17 protein-coding genes are annotated in these 19,427 nt (G+C 60.3%); 11 read left to right on the forward strand and 6 right to left on the reverse strand.

Annotated elements, in window-relative coordinates:
- Together sucC and sucD are read left to right on the forward strand one after the other, a co-directional pair.
- Positions 1-1,158, forward strand: a complete 1,158-nt coding sequence (sucC, locus tag NZ740_05895) for an ADP-forming succinate--CoA ligase subunit beta (GenBank protein MCS6771540.1) — start codon at positions 1-3, stop codon at positions 1,156-1,158.
- Positions 1,142-2,014 carry a succinate--CoA ligase subunit alpha gene (gene sucD, locus NZ740_05900; protein MCS6771541.1) on the forward strand — a complete coding sequence of 291 codons (873 nt, stop codon included), beginning with the start codon at positions 1,142-1,144 and terminating at the stop codon, positions 2,012-2,014. Before sucC ends, sucD begins: the two co-directional genes overlap by 17 nt.
- Positions 2,015-2,048: 34 nt before the next feature.
- On the opposite strand, the gene hemG is transcribed toward sucD, so the two are convergent.
- From hemG to hemL, 4 genes are read right to left on the reverse strand one after another with little or no spacing between them, the layout of a single operon-like run.
- Positions 2,049-3,497: a protoporphyrinogen oxidase gene (gene hemG / locus NZ740_05905; protein ID MCS6771542.1), complete on the reverse strand. Its 1,449-nt coding sequence runs from the start codon at positions 3,495-3,497 to the stop codon at positions 2,049-2,051.
- Positions 3,494-4,582: a uroporphyrinogen decarboxylase gene (gene hemE, locus NZ740_05910; GenBank protein MCS6771543.1), complete on the reverse strand. Its 1,089-nt coding sequence runs from the start codon at positions 4,580-4,582 to the stop codon at positions 3,494-3,496. The genes hemG and hemE overlap by 4 nt, the downstream gene beginning before the upstream one ends.
- Complete coding sequence (locus NZ740_05915) at positions 4,579-5,331, reverse strand: chlorite dismutase family protein (protein MCS6771544.1); 753 nt, start codon at positions 5,329-5,331, stop codon at positions 4,579-4,581. The genes hemE and NZ740_05915 overlap by 4 nt, the downstream gene beginning before the upstream one ends.
- Positions 5,328-6,632, reverse strand: coding sequence for a glutamate-1-semialdehyde 2,1-aminomutase (gene hemL, locus NZ740_05920; GenBank protein ID MCS6771545.1), 1,305 nt, complete (start codon positions 6,630-6,632; stop codon positions 5,328-5,330). The genes NZ740_05915 and hemL overlap by 4 nt, the downstream gene beginning before the upstream one ends.
- 763 nt (positions 6,633-7,395) lie before the next feature.
- On the opposite strand from hemL, the gene tig reads away from it, so the two are divergent.
- The 5 genes from tig to NZ740_05945 are packed head-to-tail and all read left to right on the forward strand — an operon-like array spanning position 7,396 to position 13,400.
- On the forward strand, positions 7,396-8,724 hold the full coding sequence (gene tig, locus NZ740_05925; GenBank protein ID MCS6771546.1) for a trigger factor: 1,329 nt from the start codon (positions 7,396-7,398) through the stop codon (positions 8,722-8,724).
- A complete protein-coding gene (gene clpP / locus NZ740_05930) occupies positions 8,721-9,341 on the forward strand; it encodes an ATP-dependent Clp endopeptidase proteolytic subunit ClpP (protein ID MCS6771547.1) in 621 nt (206 codons plus the stop codon). Before tig ends, clpP begins: the two co-directional genes overlap by 4 nt.
- Positions 9,342-9,347: 6 nt before the next feature.
- A complete protein-coding gene (gene clpX, locus NZ740_05935) occupies positions 9,348-10,598 on the forward strand; it encodes an ATP-dependent Clp protease ATP-binding subunit ClpX (protein ID MCS6771548.1) in 1,251 nt (416 codons plus the stop codon).
- Entirely contained in the window at positions 10,558-12,123 is a 1,566-nt protein-coding gene (locus NZ740_05940; protein MCS6771549.1) for a bifunctional metallophosphatase/5'-nucleotidase, read from the forward strand. The genes clpX and NZ740_05940 overlap by 41 nt, the downstream gene beginning before the upstream one ends.
- Positions 12,120-13,400: an O-antigen ligase family protein gene (locus NZ740_05945; GenBank protein MCS6771550.1), complete on the forward strand. Its 1,281-nt coding sequence runs from the start codon at positions 12,120-12,122 to the stop codon at positions 13,398-13,400. The genes NZ740_05940 and NZ740_05945 overlap by 4 nt, the downstream gene beginning before the upstream one ends.
- Here NZ740_05945 and NZ740_05950 read toward each other — a convergent pair.
- Together NZ740_05950 and NZ740_05955 are read right to left on the reverse strand one after the other, a co-directional pair.
- Positions 13,297-14,706: a CCA tRNA nucleotidyltransferase gene (locus NZ740_05950; GenBank protein ID MCS6771551.1), complete on the reverse strand. Its 1,410-nt coding sequence runs from the start codon at positions 14,704-14,706 to the stop codon at positions 13,297-13,299. The genes NZ740_05945 and NZ740_05950 overlap by 104 nt on opposite strands.
- Before the next feature lie 20 nt (positions 14,707-14,726).
- Positions 14,727-15,701: a hypothetical protein gene (locus NZ740_05955; GenBank protein ID MCS6771552.1), complete on the reverse strand. Its 975-nt coding sequence runs from the start codon at positions 15,699-15,701 to the stop codon at positions 14,727-14,729.
- Between the two features lie 42 nt (positions 15,702-15,743).
- On the opposite strand from NZ740_05955, the gene NZ740_05960 reads away from it, so the two are divergent.
- The 4 genes from NZ740_05960 to NZ740_05975 all read left to right on the forward strand — a co-directional run.
- Positions 15,744-16,307 (forward strand): hypothetical protein, encoded by a 564-nt coding sequence (locus tag NZ740_05960; GenBank protein ID MCS6771553.1) that lies wholly within the window; start codon positions 15,744-15,746, stop codon positions 16,305-16,307.
- Positions 16,308-16,406: 99 nt separating this feature from the next.
- Positions 16,407-18,443, forward strand: a complete 2,037-nt coding sequence (gene fusA / locus NZ740_05965) for an elongation factor G (GenBank protein MCS6771554.1) — start codon at positions 16,407-16,409, stop codon at positions 18,441-18,443.
- 28 nt (positions 18,444-18,471) lie between these two features.
- A complete protein-coding gene (locus tag NZ740_05970) occupies positions 18,472-19,224 on the forward strand; it encodes a YebC/PmpR family DNA-binding transcriptional regulator (protein MCS6771555.1) in 753 nt (250 codons plus the stop codon).
- A gap of 17 nt (positions 19,225-19,241) precedes the next feature.
- Positions 19,242-19,427: crossover junction endodeoxyribonuclease RuvC (locus NZ740_05975; GenBank protein ID MCS6771556.1), on the forward strand; the 186-nt coding region annotated here is incomplete at its 3' end.

The following is a 19,427-nucleotide window of genomic DNA, read 5'->3' on the forward strand; positions in this document are numbered from 1 at the left end:
ATGAAAATCCACGAGTATCAAGCCAAGGAGTTGTTCCGCCGATACGGGATTCCCACCCAGGCCGGTGAAGTGGCGGAAACCCCCGAGCAGGCAGCAGCGATCGCCCGTAACTATGGACACACGGTGGTGGTCAAAGCGCAGGTCCATGCCGGCGGTCGTGGAAAGGCGGGGGGCGTCAAGCTGGCGAAAACACCTGAGGAGGCAGCCGAAAAGGCCCGGGGCATCCTCGGGATGGATATCAAGGGGAGCCGAGTCCGGAAAGTGCTGATTGCCGATGCTGTGGAGATTGCGCGAGAGGCCTATCTCGCGGTGATCCTGGATCGCAGCGCACGGGGCATTCTGTTCATGGCCAGCGCGGAAGGCGGCATGGAAATTGAGGAGCTGGCCAAAACCTCTCCGGAAAAGATCTTCCGCTTTCACGCCTTCAGCCGGGATTTTCCAGAAGCGGCTGCACTGCCTGTTTCAGAGCGGCTGTTCGGACCGGCCCACCAGGCGGTCGTCCTCGATATCATGCGGAAGCTCTTCCGTATGTTCGTGGAGCTGGATGCGTCGCTCGTTGAAATCAACCCGTTGGTACTGACGCCGGACGGAACCGTGGTCGCCGTCGATGGAAAGGTGAATTTCGATGACAATGCATTATTTCGGCACCCGGATATCGAGGCCCTGCGCGATCTCGGGGAGGAAAATCCGAATGAAGTTGACGCCAAGGCCTGCGGATTAAGCTATGTCGAGCTCGACGGCGACATCGGCTGTATGGTCAACGGGGCGGGGCTGGCGATGGCCACAATGGATATGATCAAACTCTTCGGCGGTCGACCGGCGAATTTTCTGGACGTGGGTGGAAGCTCCAACCCGGACAAGGTCGTGAACGCGTTTCGTATTATTCTGAGCCGTCCAGGCATCAAAGCCGTTTTGATCAATATCTTTGGCGGGATCACTCGCTGCGACGACATCGCAAAAGGGATTCTGGAAGCATTCTCTCGGATGACCATCCGGGTTCCCGTCGTCGTTCGGCTCACCGGCACAAATGCCGAGGCCGGCTTGGCGATGCTCCGCGAAAGCGCGCTTATTCCCGCGGCGACGTTTGCGGAGGCGGTTCGGAAGGTGATTGAGGCGGCGGGCGGACCCGAGGTGAACAGCGATGAGCATTCTGATTGATTCAACGACGCGCGTATTAGTCCAGGGAATTACCGGCCGCGACGGCTCGTTCCACGCCAAAGGCATGTTGGAATACGGAACGAAGGTCGTGGGGGGCGTCACGCCGGGCAAGGGCGGCGAACAGGTCCACGGGTTGCCGGTGTTCAACACCATGAAGGAAGCCGTGGCGGCGACCGGCGCCAACGCGACGGTGATTTACGTTCCAGCGAAATTCGCGACCTCTGCGATTTTTGAGGCGATGGATGCCGGTCTTCCGCTGATTGTCGTGATCACGGAGGGAATCCCGACGCTCGACATGATGGACGTTTATCATGAAGTGCGGCGCCGCGGCATTCGGCTGATCGGACCCAACTGTCCGGGTGTGATCACACCAGGACAGTCAAAAATCGGTATTATGCCTGGCTACATTCATAAGCCGGGGCGCGTCGGCGTCATTTCGAGGAGTGGCACGCTGACCTATGAGATTGTGTATGCGCTGACCCGTCTCGGCGTGGGGCAGTCCACATGCATTGGGATCGGCGGCGATCCCATCGTGGGATCGGGGCCTATGGACCTGCTGCCGCTATTCGAGGCAGACCCCGGCACCGACGCGATCGTTTTGATCGGCGAGATCGGGGGCGACGAAGAGGAGCGTACCGCGGAATTTATCCGCCACCACATTCGCAAACCGGTTTTCGCATTTATCGTGGGACACACCGCACCCGAAGGAAAACGAATGGGCCACGCGGGGGCGATTGTATCCGGTGGAGCCGGAACGGCGGCATCCAAACTGAAGGCCTTCTCCCACGCCGGTGTGCCGGTGGCCAACACGATCGACGAATTGGCAGAGATGGTGGCCGCGGCCCTGAAATCCTGATGCTGCGGCTTCGGCGGCTAATTTACGTAGAGCCTCAGCCGCTCGACTCGTCGCTTTGGTCGCGCCAGTATTGCAAAACCCCTAATACGGCGCGTTTCGCGGACTCAATGCAGTCGGGAATCCCGACGCCGTGGTAGGAGCTGCCCGCGAAAAATAACCCGGTAAGGGACCGTCCCTCGGACTCGATCGCCTTCACCAGGGTCGAATGTCCTACATCGTATTGAGGATTGGCTTCGATCCAGCGGTGGAGTCGGTGAAACAGAGGAGAAGCCCGGATGCCCAGAATGGAGGCGACTTCTGTCCTCGCAATCTGGACCAGATCTTCCTCCGATTGCCAAGCCAACCCCTCGTGGCGAGGACCGCCTAGGAAGACACGCATGAGGGCGGCTCCGGGCGGCGCACGGTTTGCAAATTTGGTGGATGACCAGGTGATCGCGAGAATGGCTCTTCCCTCCGCGTCCGGGACAAGCACGCCAAAGCCGTCGAGAGGCCGCGCCGCCGGTATCGCGTCCGCGCGATAGGCCAGTGTGACGACGGCAGAGCTGACAAACCGGATCCGCTCAAGTTTTTCGGCAAGTCCGTTGGCGGATTCCCGGACAATCTCGGCTGCACGATTCGCGGGAATCGCCAATATCGCTGCGTCGGCGAGAAATGCCTCGCCCGCCTCCGTTTCGACGCGGAGGCTCCGCCCGGAGGGGATGACCCTGTGAACCTGAGTCCGGCGAATTACTCCGGCTTCGATGTGCCGCTCGAGTGCCTCGACGATCCCGGCGATGCCGTTCCGTAATGAGTGAAACAGGGCCCGATGCGCTCGGTTCACCCGGTCGGCGAGAGGGCCGTTTTGGGGACGCTTAGCGGAGGCTGCACGCGCGGCTCGGATGAGGCTTCCATAGGTTCGTTCCATTTCCAGGAGGCGCGGAAATGTTGCCTGCATACTGAGGCGCTCCGGATCGCTGACGAATATTCCGCCGAGGAGCGGTCCTGCAATTCGTTCGAGGCACTCGTTTCCGAAGCGCCGACGGATAAACGAGGCAAGGGATTCGTCTTCCGGATCCTTGCGGGGCGGAATGAAAACCTCGGCGGCCATTCGGAGTTTGCCGAAGGGTGACAACAGCGGAGTGGCCAACAAAGGCATCCAACGGGTGGGGATCGTAAGACGAAACCCCTCCGGAAAGGGGACCAGTCGGCCGCGCCGCAGGATGTATACGCGCCGATACTGTTCGTTTGACGGCAAAATCTCATCCTGCAGGCCCAGTTCGCGGCAGAGCTCGAGCGCGGCCGGTTTTTCAGCCAGGAATGAATCCGGGCCGCCCTCGATGACGAATCCGCCGGTACGCTCCGTCACAATTTTCCCACCGAGGCGATCCGATGCCTCGAAGAGCGTGCAGGAGGCGTTGATGCCGAGACGCGTGAATTCCCGACAGGCATACCACGCGGCGGAGAGGCCGGTGATGCCGCCGCCGATGATCGCCAGGCGTTTCACGGCTGGAGGGGAGCGCTCTCGTTCAGGTGCATCGAATACTCGTGGACAAAATCCACGAGGAGTCGCACGTTATCGACGGGCGTGTGCTCGAGTACGCCGTGACCGAGGTTGAAGATGTGGCCCGGCCGCCCGCGGACGCTAAGCAGGATTCGCGCCGCCTGTCGACGGATTTCTTCTGGCGGAGCGAAGAGGACGATAGGGTCCAAATTCCCTTGCACAGCGGCTGGCCGCCCAAGGCTCGCCCAAGCGCTCGCCAGGTCGACGCGCCAATCCATGCCAACAACCTCGCAACCCGCCTCTTGCATGAGATGGAGAAATCCCCCCGTACCCGTTCCGAAATGGATTCGAGGCACACGTCGGCGCCGCAAAGCGCGCTCCAACGCGACGCGGGAGTAGGGCAGGACATACCGTTCGTAATCGGCAGGGCTCAGAATGCCCGCCCAACTGTCGAACATCTGGACCGCATCCACGCCCGCCTCGATCTGCGCCGCAAGGTAATCGCCGACATCGCTGGCCAGCCGCCCCATCAAGTCCGACCAAGCCTCCGGCTCGTTGTACATAAAGGTTCGGGTTCGCATGAAATCGCGAGAGCTACCCCCCTCAATCGCATAGCAGGCGAGAGTGAACGGGGCTCCGCTAAATCCGATAAGTGGTCGGCGCCCCGCTAACTCTCGCTTCACGAGACGAATCGCCTCCATCGTGAACGAGAGCGTCTCTGCAGGTTCGGCCGGTCGGAGCTTCCGCACGTCGTCCGCGCTACGGATCGGATTGTGGAGCACTGGGCCTTCGCCCTTGATAAACTCGAGTTGTATTCCCATCGGCTCGAGGAGGGTCAGTATGTCCGCGAAGATAATTGCGGCATCTAGGTCAAAGGCCCGCAGGGGCTGCATCGTGATCTCCGCCGCTACCTCCGGTTTTTTCACCATGTTGAGAATTGAGCCGCACTTTTCCTTTACGGCCCGATATTCCGGAAGATAACGGCCAGCTTGCCGCATCAACCAGATGGGCGTGAACGGGGTCGGGCGCGAGTGGCAGGCCGCCAAAAATGGGGATGCGCCGTCCGATGAGACGTCGGCGACGGTCATGGCGATTCAGAGGTTCCGACGAATCCGCCGGGTTTGCGCCAGATGGCGTGGCCGACGAAGAAAGGCCCAAGGCGCTCCAAAAATTCGGACGTCTGGCGCGTTTTTCGCATCGCCTGCACCATCGCGGAAAGCGGGAACAGCGCCTTGCCAATCAAACCGATGACGAAATCATTATCGTTTCTGTCCAGCCCGCGGCAATCGAGGCGTATGTCGCTTCCATAGTCCCCCGCCGTGAAGCGGGCGCCCAGGTCGCCGTGCTCGGCAAGGATTTCGCGCTGCTCATGGGCGCGAAGTTTTTCAAAGATGCCCTTCCGGCGCAAAGGATACCAAATGTGCCATGGGGTTTGAGGATTCGTGGCTCGTTGAATAGGTCGGTTGAAGAGTACGTGAGGGAGGTCGGCTTCGTAGCCCACCGAATAGGTTCTGCCGAACATGGTGAATTCCGGCTTCAACTCGAGGTCCCCAAAAGGCGGAGCGCGCAAAAAACTCCGAAGCTCGCCGGTAAAAAATTCGGGGTATTCATTCCAGGTCAGCAGGCCAATGCCCCAGGGATCGTTCACATCTCGGTAAAGCGTGGAAGGAAAGGGCGCCGCGTCCAGCGCCGCCATAAGCGCCTGTTCGTCTCGTGCATGCCCGAAGACGAGAAGCTGCATGAACAAGCGCCGATTAAGGGAAATGGGCCGGCCCGCGGCGTCGCGGCCTTTCTCAGAGAGATCGGGAATCCCGTGGAGCTGATCGTGTTCGTTCATTGCGATGATTCAGAGTCCAAGCCAGCCAACGCAGTTTGGAAGGCGGCGATTGCTCGGTCGACCACCGCATCCGTATGGGCGGTGGACAGGAAGCTGACTTCAAACGGCGATGGCGGTAGATAGACGCCAGCGTCGATCAAACGATGAAAAAGCCTTACGTAGAGGTTCTGATTCGTGGCCAGCACGTCGTCGAAATCGCGAGGCGTTCGGTCTGCGAAAAAGATCGAAAACACGCTCCCAAGGCAGGGTACCTGGACCTGGACGCCATTACGCCGCGCGGCATCCCGGATCGCGCCCACGAGACGCTGCGTGCGGGCCTCGAGTTCCGCATACGGCGGCTGGCGCTGCAACTGCCGCAAAACCGCAAGCCCCGCTGCGACGGAGACGGGATTCCCGCTCAGCGTGCCGGCCTGGTAGACGTTTCCCAGCGGCGCAAGACATTCCATCACGTCCGCGCGGCCGCCGAGCGCCCCGACAGGCATGCCGCCACCGATGATTTTTCCGAGGCAGGTTAGGTCCGGACGGACGCCGCACAGGGATTGCCAGCCGCCGAAACAAAATCGGAATCCGCTGATCACTTCGTCGAAGACCAGCAGCGCGCCGCATTCGTCGCAAATTGACCGTAGCATTTCGAGAAACCCGGGTTCCGGCAGGATCAACCCGACGTTTGCGGCCACCGGCTCGACCATGATTGCAGCGAGGTCGTTCCCGAAGTCTGCGGCCAGACGCTGCACGTCTTCCACGTGGTTGTAACGCGCGACCAGCGTGTTGCCCGCGCACGAATCCGGCACACCGGCCGACGAGGCGGCGGCCACCCCAGCGACGCCGCTGCCGGCCTTTACTAAAAGGCAATCAGCATGACCGTGGTAGCACCCGCTGAATTTCATAATTTTCGTGCGTCCCGTGAATCCTCGGGCGACGCGTACAGCGGTCATGCACGCCTCTGTTCCTGAACTGACAAGGCGCACGCGTTCGATCGAGGGGAATGCGGACTTGATCAACTCGGCCATCTCAATCTCGGCTTCCGTCGTAACCGCGTAAGAGGTCCCGCGTTGGGCCGCCTCGGCGATCGCGGAAACGACGAGCGGTGGTGCGTGGCCGAGAATCAGCGGGCCAAAAGATAGACAAAAATCTATCAGGGACCGGCCGTCCTCCGTCTCCAATAGCGCGCCGTGGGCCCGTTTCGCAAAGAGCGGTTCCCGACGAACGGACCGAAATGCTCGCACGGGGCTGTTCACGCCGCCGGGCATCGCAGCGCGAGCCCGCTCGGCCAGCGCGGAGATGGCAGTCTCTGTTTCCATGAGACAAAACGGAAATCTACGCTACGACACCGATTCAACCTGCGCAACAGATTCGTTCCGGCAAGATCGTCGCCCGCCTGTTCGAAAGACGAGCGACGCGCACGGCAGGGGTATCAAAAATTTTGAATATTGTGAGATGACCCATTCAGGGATATGGGCGGGGGAGGCGCACTCGACGCCGTAACCTGCTCGCCCCTGCGCGAAGCTAGCAGCATTCCCGCGCGCCTCCCGTCGTGCGCCGCGGCGCGTTCGTAACCCCACGTCTTCTTCCGACGTCTTCATCGCTCTTCCCTATGGCTTGAGTGTTCCTCGGTTTCAAACCTATTCATGGACACGGTCTTCTGAACCATCTCTCCGATGCCGCGGCCGCATAAGCGGTAATAATCTCAGTCCTCTGGCTGAAACCTGAAGGGATCTCCTGTAGCCGGCGCCGTTGGCGCCGGAAATTCTGCGGGCTCACCGCGCCTGGCTGCCGCTCATGAAAACGACGCTGAAGTCGAAGCTGCCGTCCCAACCGCGCGCTGCGTTCGGGATAACACGTGAGCGTCCATTCCCTTATCGCGGCCGCGTTATTCCTGATTCGCTCGTTCAGACTCCGTTGAATTCCTCCCATGGCAGGGGTGTTCCGCGGCCGCCATGAGGGTCATTCCTATCGCGTGACCACGAGGAGATTTTCACAGCATTATGACACCGGTGATGGGCGCCGTTGACGCCAGCCCTTGCCCCATCTATGGTCATACTCTTTACAACCACGGAGCGATAAATGAATGTTCGTGTCGAAACGCTTGGGCCGTGCCGGCGGGAACTTTTCATCCAAATCCCTTCAGAGGAAGTGAGGGATGAGTTTGAAAAAACAACCCGCGAATATGCTCGCCATGCCCGAATTCCCGGGTTTCGGCCTGGCCACGCGCCTCAAAATTTGGTTCGTCGCCGGTTTCATAAGGAAATTTCGGATGACGTAAAACAGCGTCTGATTTCCCGCGCCTACCAATCGGCCCTGTCGCGGGAGAAACTGGCTCCCGTCGCGGTGCTAGACGTTCGGGACGGCGAGATGCTTGAAACCGAGCCGTTTTCCTTTTCGGTCATTGTGGATGTCGCCCCTGACTTCGTGTTGCCGGATTACAAGCGGTTGCGGGTCGTTCGCCGGCCGATTTCGGTACAAGAATCCCAGATCGATGAAACCCTCAAACTTCTCCGCGAAAAACAAGCCCGCTTTGTCGAGGCCAACGATCAGCCGGCAGAAATCGGAGATTTGGTGCTAATCGATTTCGATGGCGTTTCTGAGGGCCGTCCGATCGAGGAGCTTGTCCCCGAGGCCAAGGGGTTGGGTTCGGGCCGCGATTTCTGGCTTCTCGTCGATTCAGCGCGGGAATTCGTACCCGGTTTTTCGCAGGCGCTCTGCGGCGCGACGGCCGGAACGAAGAGGGAGATCCAGGTGGATTTTCCGCCGGACTATCCCGAGACCGCGCTCGCGGGCAGGAAGGCTGCGTACTTTGTGACGGTCAAAGGGGTTCGAAAGCGGAAGATTCCGCCGTTGGATGAGGAATTCGTACGCGCCGCGGGCGCAGCGTCTCTGGAGGAGCTTCGGGAGCGGGTGCGCAGGGATCTGATGGAAATTTTTGAGTCCAATGAGCGACGCCGGATCGAGGACCAAATTACCGAGCAGCTCCTGCGGGGCGTTGATTTTGAGCTGCCCGAGTCCCAGGTGCGGGGCGAGACGGAACAACTGATCTACGAGATCGTCAACGAAAATCGAATCCGCGGGGTGAGCGACGACGAAATACGAGCCCACAAGGATGACATTCTGCAGGGGGCCTCACGGTCGGCTGCGGAAAAAATCAAACTTCGGTATATTTTGAAGCGGATCGCAGAGGCGGAGAATCTGTTCGTCAGCGAGGAGGAGGTGCGCAGCCGAATCCGCGCCATGGCAATCCGTCGGGGCATAACGGAATCCCGACTGCTTACCGACCTTCAGGAACGCGGGTTGCTCGAGGATCTTCGGGACGCCATTTTGGCTCGGAAAACGCTTGATCGACTGGTCGAGCTGGCGGAAGTTGTCACGGAAGCTCCGGTTGAGGAGAAGAAGCCATGACGTCCGAACAGGGGCAGGTGCTCATCCCTATGGTCATCGAGCAGACCGGGCGCGGCGAGCGCGCGTATGACATCTATTCCCGGCTGCTCAAGGAGCGCATCATCTTTCTCGGCACGGCCATCAATGACGACGTCGCCAACCTGGTCATCGCCCAGATGCTCTTTCTTCAGGGCGAGGATGCCGAGAAGGACATTAACCTTTACATCAATTCACCCGGCGGATCGGTTACGGCTGGCCTGGCGATCTATGACACGATGCAGCACCTCAAATGCGATGTGGTGACCTATTGTGTGGGCCAAGCGGCCAGCATGGGGGCCGTCCTTCTCGCCGCAGGGACGCGCGGCAAGCGCCATGCGCTGCCAAATGCCCGCATCATGATCCACCAACCCTGGGGCGGCGCACAGGGTCAGGCGACTGACATCAGCATCCAGGCCAAGGAGATTCTTCGCTTGCGAGACCGCCTGAACGAGATCCTGTCCGCTCACACGGGCCGGCCGGTGGAGGATATCGCGCGAGACACCGATCGTGATTTCTTCATGTCGGCCGAAGAAGCCCGAGCGTACGGCCTCGTCGATGACGTGATGGCAAGCCGTAAACAACCTGGAAAGGCCCGATAAGGTCTCATGCCGACCCGCTCCGATAACCAACCGAAATGCTCGTTTTGCGGCCGTCCGCAAAGCGAAGTCGAACGCTTGATTGCAGGGCCGGGCGTTCACATTTGCAATCACTGCGTGGTTTTGTGCCATTCGCTGCTCAACCGCGGAGGCGCCAAGCCGGAGCGCCTCTCAAACCATGCCCCTCTCCGTGTGCCGAAGCCGCACGAAATCAAAATGGCGCTGGATGAGCACGTTATCGGGCAAGAAACGGCCAAGAGGATCCTGTCGGTCGCCGTCCACAATCATTACAAACGGATCCATTCGCGGTCCGACCCGGCCAGCGGCAGGCATGCCGATGTCGAGATCGAGAAGAGCAACGTCCTGTTGATCGGGCCGACGGGCAGCGGCAAGACGCTGCTCGCCAAAACGCTCGCCCGAATTCTGGACGTGCCGTTCAGCATGTCCGACGCCACGACCTTGACCGAGGCGGGATATGTCGGGGAGGACGTGGAAAACATCCTGCTGCGGCTTGTACAGGCGGCCGATTACAACATTCCGCGCGCTGAAATTGGCATCGTATACATCGACGAGATCGACAAGATTGCCAAAAAAACCGGCGCCAATCCGTCCATCACTCGCGATGTTTCCGGCGAGGGCGTGCAACAGGCCCTCCTCAAAATTCTGGAGGGCACGATCGCGAACATCCCGCCGCAGGGCGGGCGCAAGCATCCCCAGCAGGAATACATCAAGCTTAACACACAAAATATCCTCTTCATTTGCGGCGGAGCGTTTATCGGCCTCGATGCGATCATCAAGCGGCGCCTCGGGCGTGGGGCCCTGGGTTTTGGAGCGGCTCCGGAATCGGCCGATCCATCGATCCGGGTCGAGCCAGAAGACCTGATCGAATTCGGGCTGATTCCGGAATTTATCGGCCGACTGCCTGTCGTGGCAATGCTGCACGAGTTAACCGAGGACGAGCTCGTTCGCGTGCTGACGGAACCCAAAAACGCCATGACCAAGCAATATGCCAAGCTGCTCGCGATGGACGGGGTGGAACTCTCATTCACTGACTCAGCGCTGCGGGAGCTGGCGCGAATCGCGCTGCAGAAAAAGACCGGCGCGCGTGGCTTGCGGTCGATCCTGGAACACATCATGCTGGATGTGATGTATGAGGCGCCGTCGAAGGACGGGCTCAAGGAGTTTCGAGTTACCAAAAGCGTTGTGAGCGGGCACCGCCATGCCCTTGGGCTTCCGGACGATCAGCTCAAGATTGCGTAGCGGCGCCCTGGCCTTGCTGCTGGCGATCGCATCTGTGGCGGTCGCCGCCGCCCGTCCCGTCCGGGTGACGATCCTTCACACGACGGATCTCCACGGTGCCATCCGTCCGACCGAGGATTATTCGGGACGCAAGAACGTGGGAGGTTTACTGCGGTGCGCGACCCTGATCCGGCAGATCCGCGCGGAGTCGGCGAACACCCTGCTGATCGATTGTGGCGACCTATTCCAAGGCTCCGCGGAGAGCTGGCTTGATCGCGGACGGATCATGGTTCGAGCGATTGACGTTCTGGACTATGATGCATGGGTGATCGGCAACCATGAGTTCGACTGGGGCCTTGAGGCCTTGAAGTCCCTGCACGACCTGTCCGCCGTTCCGATGCTCGCTGCCAACATCGTTCCGCGAAAAGGGCGCGCGCACCCTCTCCCGAAAGTTCGCCCGTTCTTGATCCGCGAAGTGGATGGCGTTCGTATTGCGATCGTGGGGCTGACCACTCCGGGCATGCCGCTTTGGTTCACGCCCGACATGCTGGGCGATTGTCTGTTCGAACGATCAGTTGATTCGTTGCGGCGCGTGATGCCGGTGGTCCGCGAACAGCAGCCCGATATTTGGGTGCTCGCCGTCCACCAGGGGATCAAACCGGATGCCGATGACCATGCAAACGAAATTCGAGCCATTGCGCGGGAATTCCCTGAATTCGACATCATTCTCGGCGCACACACGCATCGGGCGGTTCCGGAAGCCTGGCCCAACCCGAAGACGCTGTATACGCAGGCGGGCTACTTTGGCATCTGGCTCGGGCGGGTTGACCTGGAATACGAGACGGTCGAGCGGCGAATCGTCCGAAAGTCGGCCCGGCTCTACGATGTCGATGAGAACATCCCGCCGGACGCTGAGCTTGAACGGGTTTTTGCAGATGAAATTCGAAGAGCCGAGGATTTTCTCCAGCGGCCTGTCGGACAAGCAGTTGCTCCAATTGATTGGAAGCCGGATGCCACGGGGCGATCCCCGATCCAGGCCCTGTTGAGCCGGGCGATCGCTGAGGCGTCCGGCGCCCAGATCGTCCTCCATGGCGCGCTGTCGCAGCACTCGCTGCCCGAGGGGGAGATTCGCATGGCGGACGTCTGGCGGATCGTACCGTTTGAAAATCGTATTGCGCTGATGCACCTGACCCCTGCGGAAATTCTCGAAATCCTGCGAGAAAATGCGGTGCAGCAGGGCTCCATGTCCTTCTTAGGCATCTGGGGCGCGAATTATGAGTGGGCAAATTCGGATGACGGGACCCCTATTCCAGTTCGCCTGGTTCTTTCCGATGGGACATTTCCCCATCCGCGGAAACGCTTCGCCGTCGCGGTCAACTCTTATGTGGTGGCTTCAGGCGGTGGACGGTTTCGGCGGTTGCGCGAGATCGCGGAGCGGCCGGAATCGCGAATGCGCTTGCTCGATGTGGATACCCGGCGGGCGGTTTTGGACTACATCAATAAGCATTCGCCGCTCGACCCGCAGCGATTGATGGAGGCGAAGTGACCGATTCGTTGTTGCGGGCCCCGACGGCACTTGGGCGGGCCCTCGAGGCGTTGTTTCTGCTCCACGCGGCGCTATTGCCCATCTCGATCGCCGCAGGCCAGGTGTGGGCCTATCTGATCGCCGTGGTAACAATCGTGGCCTGGGCGCGCGGCTCACTGGACCCCGATGTACGGCGAGCCGGGCTGGCATTTCCAATCCTCCTCTTTGCTTCGGCCGCCCTGTTCAGCGCGTTCGTCGGGCTTCGTCCGGACACCGCGCTCCGCAAGATGGATCGATTGCTGCTGGCGGCAACGGCGATTGCCGCGCCCTGGATCGCCGGACGATCTGCCGGTTTCAGTGCGCCGGATCTTATTCGAAGGTTGATAAGCGCGTTTCTGATCGGCTGTTCGGCGAAGGCGGCGTACGACCTGGTGAGGATTCCCCTAAAATATTGGATTGCCGTGCACGCCCATGAAGCGGCGTTGTCGGCCGGTGGCACATCCTCCTTCCCGAGCTTCTATTCGTTCGGCAACATGCGTGATCCTCAATTCTACGCCGCTGCGATTTGTATCGCTCTGGCGCTCGGGTTGGCGCGTACGCCGGCATTCCGGCCCCGCCTGCTGACGGTGAGCGCAGCTCTTTGCTCAGCGGCGCTGATCATTCATTTCAAGCGAGGGGCCTGGGCGTCGCTGCTCATCGCACTCCTGGGGATGGCGCTCTTGACGCGGCGCTGGAGAATGCTGGCCATCTTGGCAGTGATTGCCGCGGCGGTTTTACAATTTCCCATGGTGCAGGAGCGGCTTGGCCAGTTGCGGCACGAACTGAGTCCGGAGGCCGGCGGCCGTGTGGCGTTATGGGTGCGCGTGGCGCCCTCGCTATTCCGGGATTATCCGTTGGGGATCGGATGGCGTTCGGTGCGCCATGAGGATCTGCTGGACCGCGGCGCCCCGGTCCAGAATCGGCTGAACCATTTGCACAACAATGTGCTTCATGTTCGTCTGGAAACGGGCTGGTTCGGGCTGCTCGCGTGGCTGTGGTGGATGGGCTCCGCTGCGGCGCTGATGGTCCGGGCTTCGCGTGCCGCCGCTAGAGCGGCGTCTGATCTCCGAGGTCCCGCTCTAGGTGTGTTGTGCGCGTTCGCGGCGGTGCACGCGAACGGCGTTGTGGAATACAACTTTGGCGACGCGGAGATCTTTATGCTGATGAATCTTCTGGCTGGGCTGGGGGCGGCGCTGTGGGTTCATCTGGCTCAGACGGAGGAAGCCGGTTGCTCGCTAGCTGCTCGCGCAACCAGGTGACAAGCGACTCCCGGTCGTCGAATCGTCCCTCGAGCTGGGCATCATAGGCGAGCCGAAGCCATGACCCGAGCTCCGGACCCTCGGGGATACCGAGCGCCAGAAGGTCCCGACCGCGAATCCAGGGCTTTGGCAGCGCGGGCTCGGCACGGAATCGTTCAAATTCTTCTCGCGCGGCGGCCCACGTGTCGAGTAGCCCGTGGCTGGCGAGGCAATCGGCCTTGTGGAGCGCAAGCTCCTTCTCGAACAGCGGATGGGCCACGATTTTCCGGCGCGTGGACGCTTTCATACGCGGCCAATCAACGAATCGCATGTGATGCCTGACCAGGTGGATCACCGCTTCACGCAATTCATTGGAAGCGCGCAGGCGCCGAAGAATTGCGTCTGCCATCTCGGCTCCAACGTTCGCATGGCCGGGGAATCGGATTTGCCCGTCCGGCGTCAGGATTTGCGTTTGCGGTTTTCCGACGTCGTGAAGGAGGACAGACCAGGCAAGGACGGAATCCCGACCCTCCATCGCATTGAGAGCCAGCGCGGTGTGGACAAACACGTCTCCTTCGGGATGAAACTCCGGTGGCTGTTCGACGCCGTTCATCGCCATCACTTCGGGCAGGATGTGTTCAAGCAGTCCGGAATCGCGCAGCAGGTATAGCCCTCGACCAGGCTTATCTGATTCGGTCCAGATGCGGTCCAATTCCTGAAAGATTCGTTCCGCGCTGATCTGCAGGATATGTGGGGCGGCTTCTTTGATGGCATCGAACGTTTGGGAGTCGATTTCAAATTCCAGGACGCTTGCGAATCGGATGGCGCGAAGCATGCGGAGGAAGTCCTCGCGGAAACGGGCCCGTGGGTCACCGACGGCCCGTACGACTCGCTGGTCCAGGTCCTGCAGCCCGTTGACGTAATCGATGACGAGTTCCCTCACGGGGTCATAAAAAAGGGCATTGATCGTAAAATCACGGCGGCGCGCATCCTCTTCCGGACCTGTAAATTCGACAGTCAACGGCCGGCGCCCGTCCGCAGTTCCCACATCGCGCCGAAAAGTGGCAACTTCGAACCATTTTTCGCCGCCGGGCACGAGGGTGACCCCGAAGGATTTTCCGACGAATCGGGCCCCGGGAAAAATCCACGCGACTTCGTCCGGAGTGGCGTTCGTGGCGATGTCGATGTCGACTGGATTGCGCCGTAGTAGGGCGTTTCGCACGCAGCCGCCCGCAAAATAGGCAATGTGTCCGGCCTCCGTCAGACGGCGGGCAACTTGAATGGCTGAAGGATCAAAAACTCCGGCGGGCAGTGGGATCTCAGTCAACCGGCAACTCTTGCAGGCAATCAGGTTCTGGATTTGTTGTTGTCTTGAACTGGGACGGCAGGCCCGGATCCTATATTAGTCGTCGGACCCGAATGGGTTCCTCGAGATGTTCCGTGACGCGTCCCGTGCGCCGTTGCCCCACGAGTTCCACGCACAGTGCCCGCATGTGTCCCACGGGCTGACCCGGCGTGAGTTGCCTTCGCGGAAGATATTGGACGAAGGCGCGAAACCTGTGCCGCACAGTAAGCAAGAAAAGATTGGCGGTCCGCCGGCGAGATGAACAACGGCTCCGCATTATCGAGCAGCTCGATGCGAATGATGCTGCGTCTCGAGGAGGCCATATATCGGCCATTCGTTGCGTGCCTCAGGCCGGCGGCGGGCGAGAGGGATTGAAACATCTCAAATGGGATCGCCATGGCATAAAACAGCCCTTCGATCAGGATCCCTTCACTGCACGCGCGGTAGCAACGGGGCGGATAGACGAGGGGCTGGAATTCCGGAATCAGCGACCAATAGGTGTCGTCATAGGGGGCTTTTTGGACGATGTCCCATTGGACGTCCCGAAAACGTCTCAGGAAACGCACCGTGCGAATCCGCGCGGCGGCAAGGGTCAGAGCAATGGCAACGGCCAGCACGAGCGCGTAGTGGAGTACGGTTCCACCCAGCGCGGAGGGAATGTTCGCCTCCTGCAAAACGGTGATGGAGCGGTAATAGGCCAAAGCGGCAAATATTGGCGGCGCCACCAGGTGGAGGATTGGCGTCGAAATCAGTTCGAGCGTCGCCCCGCCAATCGCCAGTTGGACCACAAAGAGCACGACGATCCCGATTGCCCAGAGCGTATGATGCTGCTCGCGCAGCGCCCGTGTGACCTCATTGCTTCCCGCAGCCTCGAAATACATGAAAGGAACAATCAACGCCACGGCCACAAAGATGAGGGATAACAGGTCGAGCTCCCACGGCCACCCTGGAGAGGACCACTTTTTGTTCTTGCTCATGCTTTCTTCCCTCGACCTACTTACAACCTGAAACTATCCGGTATGAACGGTCATATCAAAAAGTTTTCGCAGGTTGTGCTCATTACTTTCTTGCCCGCTGGCTGCGACGTGAAGCCGCCGCCCGCCTCTCCACCTGAGCCAGCGGCGCCATCGGTTCCGGCCGCGCCATCGTCGCCAAAGCCCGTTGAACTTGGCCGGCGGGATTCGCCCCGCGCCCGATACCTCGCTGGCGGAGGAGGGGAATTCCGAATTGAAGACCTTCGGGGTCGTCCGGCGCTTCTCGCCCTGTTGGGAGCCGGAACTTATGATCTGAAACGGGTCGTCGCGAAGCTCAACCGGCTACAGGCGGAGGGCGTGGTTTTGGTCGGCCTCCTGGCGGCCGTAGCCCCGGAGGAGGACCCTGTTCGCCTTGCATCGGATCTCGGGGCCGGCTTCCCGATTGTGGAGGCAACCGCGCCGCTCCTTTCCGCGATCGGAAATCCTCGCGCTCTGCCCAGTTACATTTTGGTCGATGCCGAGGGATTGCCCAAAAAAGTGGTACAGGGAGCGGCTAGCGAAGGCGAGCTGCGCGAACTCTGGCGAATGGCCGCCGCCGGCGACCACTAACGAATTGTCGTTGCCCTCGCGCGAGAAGCTGCGCTATCAAATCCCATCCGGTCGCGACTGGCGGATCCGCCGTGACGGTCGGAGCGGAGAGCGCATGACATGAAAGACGTGCCCGTATCGCAAACCCGAAACATCGTCTTTGTCGGCCACACTGGAAGCGGGAAAACCACTCTCATCGACGCCCTGTTGTTCAAACTAGGGGCGTCGGATCGGCTCGGTTCACCCGCCGCGGGCACAAGCGCGGCCGATTGGAGCGATGAAGAGAAGGAACGGAAAATCACCGTGTGGGCAAAACCCTTTTCCGTCCGATATCAGGCAAAAGATGGGAAGCCCGTTCATTTCGTTTTCATCGACACCCCCGGCTACGCAGATTTTGTCGGTCAGCAAATTGCCGCCCTGGCTGCGGCGGACGCTGCCTTGCTCGTGATTGACGCCGCCTCCGGAATTCAGGTGGGCACCACTCGCGCTTGGCGCCGTCTTGAAGCTCTCGGCATGCCCCGCGGCATCGTCATCACCGGACTTGACAAGGAAAACGTGGATTTCAAAACCACGCTCTCCCGCATCCAAGATCTGTGGGGTCGCAAATGTGTACCGATTGAGCTGCCCACAGGAGATCGCCACCAAATTGTCGACATCATTGAGGGACAGATCCCCTCCGAATTGAAAGACGACGCCGAACAAGCCATGAGTGTCCTCGAAGAGGACGCGGCGGAAGAGGACGACGCGCTGCTTGAAAAATACCTCGGCGGCGAGCATCTTTCCCACGATGAACTGGTCGGCGGACTCCGGGTCGCGATCCGTCGCGGCCACTTGGTTCCGGTATTTGAGGCGGAGCCGCTGCAAGGCATCGGCATCAGTGAATTGCTGGAGGAGTTGTACCACCTCTTCCCGTCGCCGCTGGAAATCGAACGAAAGGACGCCGAGGGCCGCGGCATTGATCCGTCACCGGAGGCGCCACTTGCCGCACAGGTGTGGCGGACCGTGAACGATCCGTATGTGGGCCAGATGTCCTTTCTGCGAATCTTTGGCGGGACGCTCAAATCCGACTCCGAACTCTTCAACGTCAACAAGGGTCAGAAAGAGCGAATTGGCTTCGTCCATGTCGTCAACGGCAAAAAGGACGTCTCCGTGACGGAGGCCCATGCCGGAGACATCGTCGCGCTGCCCAAGCTGAAGGTGACGCAAACGGGTGACACCCTGACCTCGCCCGGTCAGGTCTTTCGACTTCCCTCCATCGAGTTTCCCCAACCGGTGATGTCCGTGGCCGTGGTTCCCAAGACTTCCGGCGATGACGACAAAATTGGCATCGGACTTCAGCGGATCGCGGAGGAAGACCCGACGCTGAAGGTCGAGCGGAACATGGAAACGAAGGAACTGATCCTGGCCGGGATGGGAGACATCCACCTCGACATCGCTGTGAGTCGGATGAAAAAGCGCAGCAATGTCGACGTGACGCTTTCGACGCCCAAGGTCGCCTATCGCGAAACGATTACCGCTCGGGCGGAAGGGCATTACAAACATAAGAAGCAGACCGGCGGCCGCGGTCAGTACGGCGAGGTGTACATCCGACTTGAGCCCATGGCCCCGGGCGAGACGGAGTGGTTTGTCGATGCTCTGGTGGGCACCAACGTGCCAAGGAATTTTCTGCCGGCCATTCAGAAGGGATTGCTCGAGGGGATGTCGCGCGGCGTGCTCGCCGGCGCGCCGGTTGTGAACACGAAGATCACGATTTACGACGGTTCGCATCATGAAGTGGACTCTTCGGAAATCTCGTTCAAAATCGCCGCCGCTCGCGCATTTACCGATGGCATGCTGAAGGCGAAGCCCGTGTTGCTCGAGCCGATCATGAACGTTAAAATCACGGTGCCGGACCGATACATGGGCGATGTCACCGGCGATCTCAACCACAAGCGCGGTCGGATTCTGAACGTGAGCGCAGAGGGTGGTTTTCAAATCATTGAGGCCGAGATTCCGCAGGCGGAGATGTTCCGCTATTCCGCGGAACTGCGCAGCCTGACCCGGGGAGAGGGCTCGTTCGAGGCTTCATTTGCCCGGTACGACGTGGTTCCGACGCACATCGCGCAGAAAGTGATTGCTGAGGCGCAAAAGAACAAACAAGCGGAAGCCGAAGAGTAAAAGATAATCCTCGTATCAGTTCCGTATCATGGCCGGTCATAGCAAATGGGCAAACATCAAGCATCGGAAGGCGGCGGCGGATGCCGCCAAGGGCCGGATTTTCAGCAAAATCGCGAAGGAAATCATGGTCGCCGCCCGCCACGGGGGCGGTGATCCGGCTGCGAACATCACGCTGCGGGCGCTGATTCAGAAGGCGCGTGGCGTCAACATGCCTGCCGATAACATTGAGCGCGCTATCAAACGAGGCACGGGCGAATTGGAAGGGCAGGCGCTTGAGGAAATCTATTACGAGGGGTACGGGCCCGGCGGCATTTCAATCGTGGTCCACACCCTGTCCGACAACCGAAACCGGACGGCATCGGAGGTGCGAAACGTGTTCAGCAAGCACGGCGGCAGTCTGGCCGGGTCGGGGTCGGTGCTCCGAAATTTCAGGCGCCGAGGCTATTTCACTATCGCCGCCGCCAACGTCAGCGAGGACCGGCTGCTTGAAATCGCGCTGGAGGCCGGCGCGGACGATGTGAAGCGGGATGGCGAGATGTTTGAGGTGATTTGTGAGCCCGCCCGGTTTGGCGCCGTCAGCGATGCCCTGAATGCGGCGGGGATCAAGCCGGAAACCAGCGAAATCACCATGTTGCCTGAGACCACCCTGCCGGTCACTGACCCGGACAAGGCCCGGCAGATTCTTACGTTCATCGAGGCGTTGGAAGAAATGGACGACGTGCAGAACGTGTATGCCAATTTCGACATCGCCGACGACGTGATGGCGAGGGCGCAGGGCTGAACGGAGCGGCCCGGCCGGTGCGGATCATCGGCATTGACACCTCTCTTCGATCGACGGGCGCCGGAATCATCGAGGTTCACGGCAACCGGATGGAGCTTGTCGAAGCCGCCACGCTTGCATTTCCGACGACAAAATCGCGGTCGGCTTGTCTCCTTGGCCTCTTTGAGGGACTGGCGGGGCTGTTGAAGCGCTATGCCCCGGAC

This window comes from Kiritimatiellia bacterium, from assembly GCA_025054615.1.
Classification (GTDB): domain Bacteria; phylum Verrucomicrobiota; class Kiritimatiellia; order CAIVKH01; family CAIVKH01; genus JANWZO01.

Excerpts from the sequence above, each read along its gene's own strand:
- sucC (MCS6771540.1), top strand. The coding sequence starts at position 1 with ATGAAAATCCACGAGTATCAAGCCAAGGAGTTGTTCCGCCGATACGGG.
- sucD (MCS6771541.1), top strand. The coding sequence starts at position 1,142 with ATGAGCATTCTGATTGATTCAACGACGCGCGTATTAGTCCAGGGAATT.
- hemE (MCS6771543.1), bottom strand. The coding sequence starts at position 4,582 with ATGACCGTCGCCGACGTCTCATCGGACGGCGCATCCCCATTTTTGGCG.
- NZ740_05915 (MCS6771544.1), bottom strand. The coding sequence starts at position 5,331 with ATGAACGAACACGATCAGCTCCACGGGATTCCCGATCTCTCTGAGAAA.
- hemL (MCS6771545.1), bottom strand. The coding sequence starts at position 6,632 with ATGGAAACAGAGACTGCCATCTCCGCGCTGGCCGAGCGGGCTCGCGCT.
- tig (MCS6771546.1), top strand. The coding sequence starts at position 7,396 with ATGAATGTTCGTGTCGAAACGCTTGGGCCGTGCCGGCGGGAACTTTTC.
- clpP (MCS6771547.1), top strand. The coding sequence starts at position 8,721 with ATGACGTCCGAACAGGGGCAGGTGCTCATCCCTATGGTCATCGAGCAG.
- clpX (MCS6771548.1), top strand. The coding sequence starts at position 9,348 with ATGCCGACCCGCTCCGATAACCAACCGAAATGCTCGTTTTGCGGCCGT.
- NZ740_05940 (MCS6771549.1), top strand. The coding sequence starts at position 10,558 with ATGCCCTTGGGCTTCCGGACGATCAGCTCAAGATTGCGTAGCGGCGCC.
- NZ740_05955 (MCS6771552.1), bottom strand. The coding sequence starts at position 15,701 with ATGAGCAAGAACAAAAAGTGGTCCTCTCCAGGGTGGCCGTGGGAGCTC.
- NZ740_05960 (MCS6771553.1), top strand. The coding sequence starts at position 15,744 with ATGAACGGTCATATCAAAAAGTTTTCGCAGGTTGTGCTCATTACTTTC.
- fusA (MCS6771554.1), top strand. The coding sequence starts at position 16,407 with ATGAAAGACGTGCCCGTATCGCAAACCCGAAACATCGTCTTTGTCGGC.
- NZ740_05970 (MCS6771555.1), top strand. The coding sequence starts at position 18,472 with ATGGCCGGTCATAGCAAATGGGCAAACATCAAGCATCGGAAGGCGGCG.